The 12,857-nt window shown below is 59.9% G+C and carries 12 protein-coding genes and 1 pseudogene; 10 read left to right on the top strand and 3 right to left on the bottom strand.

Features of this window, described 5'->3' with window-relative positions; translation table 11 throughout:
• From ACPYOI_RS17160 to ACPYOI_RS17180, 5 genes and pseudogenes are all read left to right on the top strand, one after another.
• Window positions 1-257 (top strand): annotated as a pseudogene (locus tag ACPYOI_RS17160) (beta-ketoacyl-ACP synthase); the annotation flags it as partial.
• Between the two features lie 11 nt (window positions 258-268).
• Window positions 269-1,555 (top strand): beta-ketoacyl-ACP synthase, encoded by a 1,287-nt coding sequence (locus ACPYOI_RS17165; protein WP_481418656.1) that lies wholly within the window; start codon window positions 269-271, stop codon window positions 1,553-1,555.
• A gap of 53 nt (window positions 1,556-1,608) precedes the next feature.
• Complete coding sequence (locus ACPYOI_RS17170; RefSeq protein WP_481418657.1) at window positions 1,609-2,637, top strand: zinc-binding dehydrogenase; 1,029 nt, start codon at window positions 1,609-1,611, stop codon at window positions 2,635-2,637.
• 4 nt (window positions 2,638-2,641) lie between these two features.
• A complete protein-coding gene (locus ACPYOI_RS17175) occupies window positions 2,642-3,577 on the top strand; it encodes a lipid A biosynthesis lauroyl acyltransferase (protein ID WP_481418658.1) in 936 nt (311 codons plus the stop codon).
• A 188-nt stretch (window positions 3,578-3,765) separates the two neighbouring features.
• A complete protein-coding gene (locus ACPYOI_RS17180; RefSeq protein WP_481418659.1) occupies window positions 3,766-4,479 on the top strand; it encodes a PAS domain-containing protein in 714 nt (237 codons plus the stop codon).
• Between the two features lies 1 nt (window position 4,480).
• Here the strand turns inward: ACPYOI_RS17180 and ACPYOI_RS17185 are convergent, their stop codons facing one another.
• Together ACPYOI_RS17185 and ACPYOI_RS17190 are read right to left on the bottom strand one after the other, a co-directional pair.
• On the bottom strand, window positions 4,481-4,834 hold the full coding sequence (locus ACPYOI_RS17185; RefSeq protein WP_481418660.1) for a VOC family protein: 354 nt from the start codon (window positions 4,832-4,834) through the stop codon (window positions 4,481-4,483).
• Between the two features lie 4 nt (window positions 4,835-4,838).
• Window positions 4,839-5,237, bottom strand: coding sequence for an SRPBCC family protein (locus ACPYOI_RS17190; RefSeq protein WP_481418661.1), 399 nt, complete (start codon window positions 5,235-5,237; stop codon window positions 4,839-4,841).
• 143 nt (window positions 5,238-5,380) lie between these two features.
• On the opposite strand from ACPYOI_RS17190, the gene gndA reads away from it, so the two are divergent.
• Window positions 5,381-6,832, top strand: coding sequence for an NADP-dependent phosphogluconate dehydrogenase (gene gndA / locus ACPYOI_RS17195; protein WP_481418662.1), 1,452 nt, complete (start codon window positions 5,381-5,383; stop codon window positions 6,830-6,832).
• A 248-nt stretch (window positions 6,833-7,080) separates the two neighbouring features.
• Here the strand turns inward: gndA and ACPYOI_RS17200 are convergent, their stop codons facing one another.
• Window positions 7,081-8,118: a LacI family transcriptional regulator gene (locus ACPYOI_RS17200; RefSeq protein ID WP_481418663.1), complete on the bottom strand. Its 1,038-nt coding sequence runs from the start codon at window positions 8,116-8,118 to the stop codon at window positions 7,081-7,083.
• A 457-nt stretch (window positions 8,119-8,575) separates the two neighbouring features.
• Here ACPYOI_RS17200 and ACPYOI_RS17205 point away from each other — a divergent pair, with 457 nt between their 5' ends.
• From ACPYOI_RS17205 to ACPYOI_RS17220, 4 genes are all read left to right on the top strand, one after another.
• Window positions 8,576-9,814 carry an ABC transporter substrate-binding protein gene (locus ACPYOI_RS17205; RefSeq protein WP_481418664.1) on the top strand — a complete coding sequence of 413 codons (1,239 nt, stop codon included), beginning with the start codon at window positions 8,576-8,578 and terminating at the stop codon, window positions 9,812-9,814.
• 85 nt (window positions 9,815-9,899) lie between these two features.
• Window positions 9,900-10,790 (top strand): carbohydrate ABC transporter permease, encoded by an 891-nt coding sequence (locus ACPYOI_RS17210; RefSeq protein ID WP_168830964.1) that lies wholly within the window; start codon window positions 9,900-9,902, stop codon window positions 10,788-10,790.
• 11 nt (window positions 10,791-10,801) lie between these two features.
• Window positions 10,802-11,698, top strand: a complete 897-nt coding sequence (locus tag ACPYOI_RS17215; protein WP_168830965.1) for a carbohydrate ABC transporter permease — start codon at window positions 10,802-10,804, stop codon at window positions 11,696-11,698.
• Window positions 11,699-11,701: 3 nt separating this feature from the next.
• Window positions 11,702-12,787 (top strand): ABC transporter ATP-binding protein, encoded by a 1,086-nt coding sequence (locus ACPYOI_RS17220; protein ID WP_481418665.1) that lies wholly within the window; start codon window positions 11,702-11,704, stop codon window positions 12,785-12,787.
• The last annotated feature ends 70 nt before the right edge of the window (window positions 12,788-12,857 follow it).

Genomic DNA, 12,857 nt, shown 5'->3' on the forward strand with positions numbered 1-12,857 from the left:
GCGAGAAGGCGGTTCTCGAGCACCAGCTTCCGGGCGCGGCCGTCCGCGGCTTCGGCGGCGTTTCCGGCCATGCCATAGAAGCGCAGTTTACCCTTGGCCTTGCTTTCGCTGCACTCGCCGTTGATAGAAAAGCCAAGGTTCCGCCTTTCGACGCCGCTCAGGAAAAGCCGATGAGCGCGGGTACAACCGCGGCCGTCGTCACCACGGTCGGCCACCAGCGCGGCGAAGGTGTCGCCGTTCTTTCCGCGGAAGCGTGAGGAGTGATCAAATGACAGAATCTGCTTACAAGGATCATCTCGGCCGTCCGATCGTCGCGGTCACCGGCATGGGCATCATCACCTCGCTCGGCCAGGGGCTCAAGGACAACTGGGAGGCTTTGACGTCCGGCACCTCCGGCATCCATGAGATCACGCGCTTCCCGACCGACGGACTCTCGACCCGCATCGCCGGCACGGTCGATTTCATCGACATTCCGGTGCCAAACGCCGTCGAACGGTCCTACGCGCTCGCTCGCGAAACGACGATCGAAGCGCTGGCCGACGCCGATATCTCCGGTGACTTCAACGGTCCGCTGTTCCTGGCGGCTCCACCGATCGAGCCGGAATGGAGCGCGCGCTTCGACCTCGGCGACCGTTCGCCACCGTCCGACCATGCAGGCGACGTCTACGAACGCTTCCTTGCGGCCATGCGCAAGCGCACCGACGCGGCATTTCACGAGGCGGCGCTCTTTGGTGCGATCTCCGAACGTCTCGCCGACCGTTTCGGCACGCGCGGCCTGCCGGTGACGCTGTCGACCGCCTGTGCATCCGGCGCGACAGCCATCCAGCTCGGCATCGAAGCGATCCGGCAGGGCCGTACCGACCGCGCGCTTGCCGTTGCCACCGACGCTTCGCTGAGTGCGGAAGCCCTCATCCGCTTCTCCCTGCTTTCGGCGCTTTCGACGCAGAACGATCCGCCGACTAGGGCATCGAAGCCGTTCAGCAAGGATCGCGACGGTTTCGTCATCGCCGAGGGTGCCGCGACGCTCGTGCTGGAATCACTGGAGGCCGCCATTGCACGCGGCGCCAAGGTGCTCGGCATCATGAAGGGTGCGGGCGACAAGGCCGACTCCTTCCATCGCACGCGCTCCTCGCCGGATGGCGGGCCTGCGATCGCTACAATCCGCGCAGCGCTCGCGGATGCGGGCATCGACCACACCGAAATCGGCTACATCAACGCGCACGGCACCTCGACGCCGGAGAACGACAAGATGGAATATGCCTCCATGCTCGCCGTCTTCGGCGACCGCATGCCCGCCATTCCGCTATCGTCCAACAAGTCGATGATCGGCCATACGCTGACGGCGGCCGGTGCGGTCGAAGCGGTCTTCTCGCTGCAGACCATGCTGACCGGCACGCTGCCGCCGACGATCAACTACAACAATCCGGATCCGGCGATCGTCCTCGATGTCGTGCCGAACAAGAAGCGTGCGCAACAGGTTTCCGCCGTGCTTTCGAACTCGTTCGGATTCGGTGGACAGAACGCCAGCCTTGTCATGGCGCTCGAACCGGCTTAAGCGGTTCCCGAAAGATAAGAGAGATAAAACGCCTTCGAGGCGAAAGGTTTTCTATGCGCGCTTTGCAACTGGTCGACGACCGCAAGCTTGAGATCACTGACCTGCCGGAGCCGGACGCTCCGGCCGCAGGCGAGGTGACGCTGCGCGTCAAGGCGGTCGCCCTCAACCATATCGATGTCTGGGGCTGGCGCGGCATGGCATTTGCCAAGCGCAAGATGCCGCTCGTCATCGGTGCGGAGGCCTCGGGCGTCGTGGAAGCCATCGGGCCTGGCGTCGCGAATGTTCTGCCCGGCCAGCTCGTCGCCATCTACGGCGCGCGCACCTGTGGTCTCTGCCGTCCGTGTCGCGAAGGCCGCGACAATCTCTGTGAACACGTTTCCGGCGTGCACGGCTTCCATCTCGACGGCTTCGCGCAGGAAAAGGTGAACCTCCCCGCCCGCCTTCTCGTTCCGGCACCTCCCGGCGTCGATGCTGTTGGCGCCGCCCTTGCGCCGGTCACCTTCGGTACTGTCGAGCATATGCTGTTCGACAATGCCAAGCTCGAGCCGGGCGAGACGATCCTCGTTCATGCCGGCGGCTCCGGCATCGGCACGGCCGCGATCCAACTCGCGAAGAAGATCGGCTGCACGGTGATCACCACCGTTGGCTCGGACGACAAGATCGAGAGGGCGAAGGCCCTTGGTGCCGATCACGTCATCAATTATCGGACGGACCGCTTCGAGGGCGTTGTGCGCAAGCTCACCAAGAAGAAAGGCGTCGACGTCGTCTTCGAACACGTAGGCAAGGATACCTGGGCCGGCTCGATGCTTTGCCTCAAGCGGGGCGGCCGCCTGGTCACTTGCGGCTCGACCTCCGGCGTTTCCACCGAGATGAACCTCATGATGCTCTTCCAGCAGCAGCTGAAGCTCCTGGGCTCCTTCGGCTGCCGCATGGAAAATATGGCGGACGCCATGCAGAAGATGGGGCGTGGCCTCGTTCATCCGGTCATCGATACCGAGGTCGGCTTCGATGACATCGACCGCGCGCTCGAGCGGATGGAGTCTCGGCAGATCTTCGGCAAGATCATCCTGAAGATGGACTGAGCCTGTGAAGCTCTTCATCACCAGGATCGTTCTGAAGCTGGAGCGTTTTCGCCAATGGCTGATCGCTCAGCTGATGTTCGGCTTCCTGAATTTCCTGAAGATTTTTCCGGCCGACGGGGCGATCTCTTTTGCCGATTGGCTGACGCGCAAGATCGGTCCACACACGCCCCGTCACAAGCTGATGCTCTTCAATCTGCGCAATGCCTTTCCCGAAAAGAGCGATGCGGAGATCGAAGCGATCGCCGTGGCAAGCTGGGGCAATATGGGGCGTCTGGCGGCGGAGTACGTGTTCCTAGATCGGTTGTTCGATTACGACTACTACCGGCCCGAGCCCGGCCGGGTGGAGGTTTCGGGCATTCCGATTTTCATGGAACTGCGGGACAATCCGCGCCCGTTCATCGTGTTCACCGGACATACCGGCAACTTTGAACTCCTGCCGGTGGCGGGCGCCGCTTTCGGCCTGCAGGTGACGGTACTGTTCCGCCCGCCGAACAACCCTTATGTCGCCCAGAAAATCTTCGATTTCCGCAGCACCCGCATGGGCAAGCTCGTACCGTCGCATGCCGGCTCATCCTTTGCGCTGGCCCGCCAGCTCGAAGCCGGGCAGGGCGTCGGCGTCCTTGTCGACCAGAAGTTCCGCAAGGGGCTGAAGACCAAATTCTTTGGCCTGAATGTCAAGACGAACCCGCTGCTGCCGAAACTCGTACGGCAGTTCAATTGCGATGTGTATCCCGCACGCTGCATCCGGCTGCCTGGCAACCGCTACCGGTTGGAGATCGAGCCGAAGCTCGAAATGCCCCGTGACGAGAAGGGCAATCTCGACGTTACGGCGACTGCTCAGATGTTGAACGACAAGGTTGAGAGCTGGGTGCGGGAATATCCCGCGCAATGGCTTTGGTACCACGACCGCTGGAAGGTAAAGCACGAAATTCTTAATTGAAGAGGTGCATCCCCTTATATTTCATCCATTAAAATTCGATCCGACGTCGCGTTGAATATGAACGCTGTTCATGTTAGCCCTTCTACTAAGGCGAGTAGCGGCGTGCGTGAAGATGTGGCGTGCGTTGCATTTCGCTAAAGCAGGTATAAGTTGAATCTCTTAGAGAAACGAGCGACCTGGGGGGCGCCTTGCTTGAACTTTTGCAAGCTTTTACATCGCGGTGCACGCAGATCGAGGAAGCCATACGCGTCGGCGACGATGTGCGTGTTGCAACTCTAGATTGCGATATCGAACCTCTGGTTCAAGTGATCCTGAACTATAATGCTGCAACCTTGCTGGAAATGTGCATGCAGCTCCAATTTGTCGCCCACTTGTTGCAACAGGAGGTCGACGAGGGCACCAGCGTCAGCAATCATGCGGCAGTCCTCACGTCACTGCTCAATCGCTACTTCGGAGCGCCGCGGCGCCGGGAAGTCGTGTCTCCGCAACAAATCCCGTTGGCGTCACCAAAGCGCTACATGCCCGATATCGACAATGGGAATTTTCTGAACTGGGCAATTCTGGAAACGTTGCCTGATCGCGTTGCCGTAGTTACACCCGATTACCGGTATCTTTATTCCAATCAGGTCAATTGCGCATATCTCGGACGCAAGCCGATCGATATGGTCGGTCGGCACGTGATGGAGTTTATCGGCGAGGAGCGGTTCCTGGCACGGTCGAAGGTCAACTTCGATGCCTGCTTCGCCGGTCAGCTCGTCGATTTCTACTACGAGCAGCGCAACGGAAGCAGGAGCGTGCGCTGCCGCATGTCGCCGTTGCGTGATTCGTCGGGGCAGGTTCTGGGGGCGCTTGTGGTGATCGAAACCGCTGCGGCCGCTGCAGTTTCATCAATCGCAGCCTAGGCTAGACCTTGCTCCACACTGCGAGCTCGTACCCGTCCCTGTCGAGGAAATGAAATCGCCTGCCGCCCGGAAAGGCGGTGATCGGCTTTGCGATCGTGCCTCCGGCGCGCTCCACCTTCGATACGGCTTCCTCGAGATTGTCTGCGTAAAGGATCACGTACGGGCCGCCGGGGCGCGGCGGCGCGAGATTGGTGAAACCGCCCTTCAGGCGGCCGTCATCGAACTCACAGTAATTGGGACCGTAATCCGTGAAACGCCAACCGAATGCATCCCCGTAGAAGCTCTTTGCCGCCGCTATATCGGTAACGTTGAATTCGACGTAGTCGATCTTCAGGTCGTTTGCGCTCTTTTCCATGGAATTACATCTCCATCAATGATTTCAAGGCGCCGAGATCTTTCTGCACGTGGGCCGTATCGGCTGCGAACTGCTCGTCCGTCATGCCTGGCTGTCTCAACAGTGTAAACATCACCTCGCAGCCGCTGCCATTCGGGACGATTCGCAAAGCGTTGTAGACCCGCAGCCCGCTTTCGATCGTAACCGTATGGTCGATCACGCCGAACTCATTACGTGGAACAAAGCTCACCCGCACTGATCCAAGAACGCCGTGCGCGATCCAGTCGTTTCCATCCGGCTCGAGACCCGAGGCCAGTCCGGATGCCCAGAGCGGCATGTTCTCCGGCTTGCCGGCAAAGTCGTAAACGTCCTTCCAGTTGCGATCGACCGAGCAGTGAACGATTTTGGCGGGCAGGGTGCTCATCTTGCTTTCCTCGGCGTCTCCTCGGCTTACTGTAGCAGAGGAAAGGCTCCATGTTGGGAAAAGTTGATCCGGCGCCGGCAGACCGATTGGCGGCCTTCCGTACTTGCCGTTTTGGCCGGAGAGTGCCACAACACCGGTCCGGAATGACACATCGGAGGTGTATCGTGGAAAAGGCAGAAATCGGGCTGATCGGCCTTGCCGTCATGGGTTCCAATCTGGCGCTCAACATTGCGGAAAAAGGCAACAAGATAGCGGTCTTCAACCGCACTCCTGAGAAGACGGATGAATTCTACGAAAGCGCCGGCGATCTGAAGAAGCAGATCATCCCCTGCAAGACGATCGAGGAGTTCGTTGCCGCGATCCGCCCGCCGCGCCCGATCATTATCATGATCAAGGCAGGTGATCCGGTCGATCAGCAGATGGAGGCGCTGCGCCCGCATCTGGAGAAGAACGACATCATGATCGATGCAGGCAACGCCAACTTCCGCGATACGGTTGCCCGCTTCGATCGCCTCAAGGATACAGGCCTCACCTTCATCGGCATGGGCGTTTCCGGCGGCGAGGAAGGTGCCCGCCACGGCCCGTCGATCATGGTCGGCGGAACCGAAGACTCCTGGAAGCGCGTGGAGAAGGTTCTCACCTCGATTGCAGCCAAGTACAATGGCGATCCCTGCGTCGCCTGGCTTGGCAACGATGGCGCCGGCCACTTCGTCAAGACAATCCATAACGGCATCGAATACGCCGACATGCAGATGATCGCCGAAATCTACGGCATCTTCCGCGACGGCCTCGGCAAGGATTCGCAGGAGATCAGCAAGATCTTCGGTCAGTGGAACAAGGGCCGCCTGAACTCCTACCTGATTGAGATTTCCGAGAAGGTGCTCGCCGCTACCGATCCGATCTCCAAGGGCTCGATGGTCGACATGATCCTCGACAAGGCCGGCCAGAAGGGTACCGGCAAGTGGTCGGCGATCGAAGCGCAGAACATGGGTATTCCGGCGACCGCCATCGAGGCTGCCGTCGCCGCCCGCAGCATCTCCTCGATGAAGGAGCAGCGTGAAGCTGCCGAGAAGATCTTCGGCAAGCCAGAATACAAGTTCCCGATCGCTTACGGTCCGGAACTCGACAAGGATTTGGAGCTGGCACTGTTTGCCGCAAAGATCGGCGCCTACGCGCAGGGCTTTGCCGTCATGGCGGAAGCCTCCCGCGAGTTCAACTGGTCGCTGCCCATGCCCACGATCGCGAAGATCTGGCGCGCCGGCTGCATCATCCGCTCACAGTTCCTCGATGAGATCACCAGTGCCTTCACCAAGGCCCCGGATGCGGCAAACCTCATCGTGACGCCGGCCTTTTCGGAGATGGTCAAGGAATCGGTCCCGGCGCTCCGCCGCGTCGTGGCAGCTGCCCTCCAGGCTGGTCTGCCTGTGCCGGCGCTCACCTCGGCGCTCACCTATTTCGACGCCTACCGCCAGGGTCGCGGCACTGCCAACCTCATCCAGGCGCAGCGTGACTTCTTCGGCGCGCATGGCTTCGACCGTGTCGACGGCAAGGATTTCCATCACGGACCGTGGGGGAGCGGTGCGGCGAGCTTCTGAAGGTTGCGTTTTATGAATTGAAGGAAAGCCCGGCTTCGGTCGGGCTTTTTTATTGCCGTATCCTCCGTCATTCCGGTGCTTGTCACAGGAAGCCAGCCAACGCGCGTCTGCGCGATGAATGACTTATTTTTCTTCAGGTAGGAGAGTTTCCCGCGCCCATGGACATGGGCGCATTGGATTCCTGTGACAAGCACAGGAATGAGGGAGCGCGCTCGCGTCTCAGGTCGGGAGGCAGCCTCCCATCAAGCTTATTTCCCATCCGGCCAGACCGGTTTGCTGATGCTTTGCAGCAGCTCGGGCTCGATGCCGTCAATGCGTGCGATCACGGCCTTCGCCATTTCCCGGCCTGCATGGCGAACGTCTTCGTAGGCGGTAATGATCTCCGGCCTGATCCAGTTCAGGATCGGCGCGGATTGTTTCGAGACCATGTCGATATCGTAGCCCACGCGCTTTCCCGCGGCTTCGATGCCGGCATTGACGGCGATGGCCGCACTTCCCGCCGAGCAGACGATGCCGTCGGGGGCGCTGGATGATCGCATCAGCGTTTCAACTGCGTTCTTGATCTCCTCCAGCGGCGCATCGATGTTGACGCGCAGCGGCACCTCGTCGGCGCCGTAGTCGTGAAGGCCCGTCTGGAAACCGATGCGCGTATGGGCGTAGTAAGTCAGCTTGCTTGGCGGCTGGAGCAGGGCGATATGCCTGCGGCCACGGTTGACAAGCTTCTTCACCGCCTCGTGGGCGAAGGCCTCGTTGTCGAAATCGTGATAAGGGTGCACCAGCCCCCCGTCGGTCCGTCCGTGGGTCGCGAACGGCATGTTCTGCTCGACAAGAAGCCGTACGCGCGGATCGTCGGGCTCGATACGGGAAATGATGACGCCGTCGGCAGAGCCGGTGTCCAGGATGTAGCGCACCGGCAGCATCGGGTCCTTGCTATGCGAATGCGGCGTGACGACGATGTGGTAGGGCGTGCCGGTCAGGACTTCGGATATGCCGAAGACCATCTGGCTGCTGAAACCCATGATCTCTTCATCGATGCTGAGGACGAGCGCGATGACGTTGGTCTTGCCGGTTCGAAGGCGTACGCCCGCGCGGTTCGGCTGATAACCGAGCTGGCGCGCCACCATGCGTACGCGCTCCTTGGTTTCCGCGCCGATATCCGGTGCATCCTTGAGCGCCCGCGAGACCGTGGTGATGCCCAGCCCTGTCATGAAGGCGATTGTCTTGAGCGTCGGCCGTTCGCGTTGCAAGCCCGATGCCGCTCCCCCCAGATTTCCCTTGCTTTCCATTCCTTTACGCCACCTCGCGCGATTTCGATCCGCTTATAGAATGTTTTGCGCGGCGCTGTAAGCACGCCCTCTGCTAAAGCCGGTGCTTACTCGCGAGGAGAAATCTGTAACGATACAGTCGGAATGTCGAGAACTTTTTCCTGGTTGCAATGCAGCATTCTCTGCTCAAGATGTGATTTGAATGCCGACAATAAAGTTTTCGCGTGTGCGAAACAGATTTTCTGCAAAGGCTGTCATGCATATAAAAAATATCACATAATATCAATTAATTACATGCATTCACGCGGGTCTGTCGCCGCCGCGAAACGCAGTACGATCGACGCAAGATAGCGAGATCCAGACAGCCGTTTATAGCCGCGGGAGCTGTCCAGGAAAATTTTTTGTGGGCGGGCGGTTGCGCCAAAATATCGATTGAACTAAGTTTTTCCGGCAACGTTTCAGTGAGGGAGGAGAACTCATGAGGTTTCGTTCGTTTGCGGCAGTGCTTGCCGCGTCGGTGGCGCTTCCGCTCGGTGCGGCCCACGCAACCGATCTTGAAGTCACCCATTGGTGGACATCCGGCGGTGAAGCCGCCGCCGTCAAGGTTCTTGCCGATAGCTACAATGCGCTCGGCGACAACAAGTGGGTCGATGGCGCGATTGCCGGTTCCGGCACCACCGCCAATCCAATCATCATCAGCCGTATTCTCGGTGGCAATCCGATGGGCGCGACCCAGATGAATACCGGCCGCGACGCCGAAGAGCTCATCAAGGCCGGCCTCATGACCGACCTGACGCCGCTCGCCGAGGCGGAGCACTGGAAGGACGTTATCCGTCCGGCGAAGCTGCTCGACGCCTGCACCTACGAAGGCAAGATTTATTGCGTGCCTATCAACATTCACTCCTGGCAGTGGATGTGGGTTAACCGCCACGTCTTCGAAGACAACGGCATGGCTGTTCCGAAGAACTGGGAGGAACTTGCAGCCGACGCGTCGAAGCTCAAGGAGAAAGGCGTCACCCCGCTTGCGACGGGTGCCCCGTGGCAGGTCGAAGGTATCCGTAACGTCATGCAAGCCGGTATCGGCGGCAAGGAACTCTACCTCGCCATCAACGACAAGAAGAGCGAGGAAGCCATCCGCAGTGATCAGAACCGCAAGGTATGGGAAGCTTTCGCCCAGGCCCGCGACATGGTCGATCCGTCCTATTCCGGCCGCGACTGGAACGTCGCCACCAACATGGTGATCGAGGGCAAGGCTGCCGCTCAGATCATGGGCGATTGGGCGCAGGGCGAATTCGGTGTGGCGAAGAAGGTGGCAGGCACGGATTATGATTGCCTTCCCGGCCTCGGCTACAACCCGCAGCTCGATACGGGCGGCGATGCCTTCTACTTCCCGAAGAACAGCAATCCTGACGTGACCAAGGCGCAGCTCGAACTCGCCAAGATGCTTCTTTCCAAGGAAGTCCAGGTCAAGTTCAACCTCGTCAAGGGTTCGCTGCCGGTGCGCGGCGATGTCGATCTCAATGCGGCCAATGCCTGCATGAAGAAGGGCATCGAGATCCTTTCCAACCTCGACAACGTTCTGCCTTCGACCGAGCAGATGCTCGACTCCGATACGCAGGGCCAGCTGCAGGATCTCGCGCTCGAGTTCTTCAGCTCCAAGATGTCCGTGGATGACGCGATCGACCGTCAGGTCGATATCATCTCACAGGCCCAGTAAGGCCATAGACGCTCTTACGACTTGAGACGGCTTACGGGCGCGGGCGCTAGTCCGCCCGCGCCTGCGCCGCCCACAGGAGGTATCGATGGCTCACCCCGGCCGGCCGTTTGGCCTGTTGCGCAACCTCAATGCGAAGATCGCGGCAATCCCGATGATGCTGACGGTCATCGTGATTTTCATCGGTTGCACGCTCTGGACCGTTTTCTACTCATTCACGTCGTCGCGACTGCTGCCGACAACCGATTTCGTCGGCTTCGATCAGTACCGGCGTCTGTTCGGCAGTGCGCGCTGGAACCAGTCGGTCATCAACCTTGCGACCTATGGCATCTGCGTACTGACATTCGTCTTCGTCATCGGTTTCCTGCTGGCCGTTCTCATCGATCAGAAGATCCGGTTCGAGAACACGTTCCGCACGATCTTTCTCTATCCGTTCGCGCTGTCGTTCATCGTCACGGGGCTCGTCTGGCAGTGGATTCTCGATCCCAGCCTCGGCGTCCCGAAGGTCCTCAACGATCTCGGCCTTCCGGGCGGCAGCCTGGCCCTGCTCGGCGACAAGAACACCGTCATTTATGCGCTGGTCGTCGCTGGCCTCTGGCAGGGGACGGGACTTGTCATGGTGCTGATGCTTGCGGGTCTGCGCGGTATCGATTCCGAAATCTGGAAGGCCGCCCGCGTCGACGGCATCCCGGCATGGCGCACCTATCTCTTCATCATCATTCCGATGATGCGCGGCGTCTTTGTCACAACACTCGTCATCGTCGCCTCGGGCATCGTGCGCGTCTATGACCTCGTCGTCGCGATGACGCAGGGCGGACCTGGTTTCGCATCGGAAGTGCCTGCCAAATACGTCTATTCGTTCATGTTCGAGCGCGCCAATCTCGGGCAGGGGCTTGCGGCATCCACCGTGATGCTGGTCACCGTCTTCATCATCCTGGTTCCGTGGGCTCTCTCCGAGTTCCGCCAGAAACGATCCTGAGGAGCCCGATCATGGCAGTTATCTCTGCGGACGAACCGTTTGGTGCAAAGCCGAGGCGCATGTTCGCACCGTCGACCATCATCCTCTACAGCGTGCTTACGGTCGCCGCGCTCTACTATCTCCTTCCGCTTTACGTGATGGTCGTCACGTCTCTGAAAGACATGACCGAAATCCGCATGGGCAACATCTTCGCTCCGCCGGTGCAGATCACCTTCGAACCCTGGGTCAAGGCATGGAGCCAGGCCTGCACCGGTCTCGAATGCTCCGGCATCAGCGTCGGTTTCTGGAAGTCGGTGAAGATCACCATTCCGAGCGTCATCATCTCGGTGGCGATCGCTTCCGTGAATGGCTACGGGCTCTCCTACTGGCGCTTCAAAGGGTCGGAAGTGTTCTTCACGATCCTGCTCTTCGGCGCCTTCATCCCCTATCAGGTGATGCTCTATCCGCTTGTCATCATCATGCGCGAGCTCGGCATCTTCTCGACCATCTGGGCGGTCGTCCTGGTGCACACGATCTTCGGCATGCCGATCAATACGCTGCTCTTCCGCAACTATTTCGCGTCGCTGCCGCCCGAGCTCTTCAAGGCCGCGCGTGTGGACGGGGCCGGATTCTGGCAGGTGTTCTTCCGCATCATGCTGCCGATGTCGCTGCCGATCTTCGTCGTGTCGATGATCATCCAGATCACCGGCATCTGGAACGACTTCCTGTTCGGCGTAATCTTCGCCGGCAACCAGAATTTCCCGATGACGGTGCAGCTCAACAACATCGTCAACGCCGTCCAGGGCGTGAAGGAATACAATGTCAACATGGCCGCAACGCTGCTTACCGGCGCCGTTCCGCTTATCGTCTACTTCGTCTCCGGGCGTCTCTTCGTTCGCGGTATCGCCGCCGGCGCAGTGAAAGGTTGATCCATGCAAACAAGCGTTTCCATCAAAGATCTGTCGCTGAATTTCGGCGCCGTCAGCGTTCTCAAGGATCTGAACCTCGACATCAACGACGGAGAATTCCTGGTGCTGCTCGGTTCGTCCGGTTGCGGCAAGTCCACCCTGCTCAACTGCATCGCGGGACTACTCGATGCATCCGCGGGGCAGATCTTCATCAAGGGCAAGAACGTCACCTGGGAGGAGCCGAAGGATCGCGGCATCGGCATGGTGTTCCAGTCCTATGCGCTCTATCCGCAGATGAGCGTCGAGAAGAACCTCTCCTTCGGTCTTCGCGTTGCGAAGGTGCCGCAGGTCGAGATCGAGAAGCGCGTGGCTCGTGCTGCCGAAATTCTGCAGATCCAGCCGCTCTTGAAGCGCAAGCCCGCCGAGCTTTCCGGTGGGCAGCGGCAGCGCGTAGCGATCGGCCGTGCCCTGGTGCGCGACGTCGACGTATTCCTCTTCGACGAGCCGCTCTCGAACCTCGATGCCAAGCTCCGTTCGGAACTGCGCGTCGAGATCAAGCGGCTCCACCAGTCGCTGAAGAACACGATGATCTACGTGACCCACGACCAGATCGAGGCGCTGACGCTCGCCGATCGCATCGCGATCATGAAAAGCGGCATCATCCAGCAGCTCGACGATCCGACGACGATTTACAACAAGCCGCGCAACCTTTTCGTTGCGGGCTTCATCGGCTCGCCCTCGATGAATTTCCTCAATGGCGAGTTGACCAGAAAGGGCGACAGGCCGGCGTTTATCGCAAACGGCGTCAGCTTCTCGCTCGAGGGCTATGAAGCGGCAGAACCGCTGCAGGCGGGCCGCAAGGTCGTTCTTGGGGTGCGTCCGGAACACATCAAGGTCGATGAAAATCTCGGCCCCGAAGTGCACGATGCCACCGTCGACATCGAGGAGCCGATGGGCGCCGACAACCTTCTGTGGCTGAAGCATGCGGGCCATACGATGTCGGTCCGCATCAACGGCGCGCGCCGCTTCAAGGCGGGGACGCCGGTGAAGCTCAGTTTCGACATGTCGCTGGCATCGCTTTTCGACGCCGAAACGGAAAAGCGGATCTGAATCGCAATGCGGGGCGGGGCCGCAAGCTCCGCCTGATCTTCAATCGGCCAGCCGGCCGTCCAAGTTCGGC

The sequence above is a fragment of the Rhizobium sp. SVR5-2C genome, assembly GCF_056755115.1.

What these genes read in the sequence shown, in the direction of transcription:
- ACPYOI_RS17165 (WP_481418656.1), top strand. Translation starts at nt 269, where the DNA reads ATGACAGAATCTGCTTACAAGGATCATCTCGGCCGTCCGATCGTCGCG.
- ACPYOI_RS17170 (WP_481418657.1), top strand. Translation starts at nt 1,609, where the DNA reads ATGCGCGCTTTGCAACTGGTCGACGACCGCAAGCTTGAGATCACTGAC.
- ACPYOI_RS17185 (WP_481418660.1), bottom strand. Translation starts at nt 4,834, where the DNA reads ATGGAAAAGAGCGCAAACGACCTGAAGATCGACTACGTCGAATTCAAC.
- ACPYOI_RS17190 (WP_481418661.1), bottom strand. Translation starts at nt 5,237, where the DNA reads ATGAGCACCCTGCCCGCCAAAATCGTTCACTGCTCGGTCGATCGCAAC.
- gndA (WP_481418662.1), top strand. Translation starts at nt 5,381, where the DNA reads ATGACACATCGGAGGTGTATCGTGGAAAAGGCAGAAATCGGGCTGATC.
- ACPYOI_RS17200 (WP_481418663.1), bottom strand. Translation starts at nt 8,118, where the DNA reads ATGGAAAGCAAGGGAAATCTGGGGGGAGCGGCATCGGGCTTGCAACGC.
- ACPYOI_RS17205 (WP_481418664.1), top strand. Translation starts at nt 8,576, where the DNA reads ATGAGGTTTCGTTCGTTTGCGGCAGTGCTTGCCGCGTCGGTGGCGCTT.
- ACPYOI_RS17210 (WP_168830964.1), top strand. Translation starts at nt 9,900, where the DNA reads ATGGCTCACCCCGGCCGGCCGTTTGGCCTGTTGCGCAACCTCAATGCG.
- ACPYOI_RS17215 (WP_168830965.1), top strand. Translation starts at nt 10,802, where the DNA reads ATGGCAGTTATCTCTGCGGACGAACCGTTTGGTGCAAAGCCGAGGCGC.
- ACPYOI_RS17220 (WP_481418665.1), top strand. Translation starts at nt 11,702, where the DNA reads ATGCAAACAAGCGTTTCCATCAAAGATCTGTCGCTGAATTTCGGCGCC.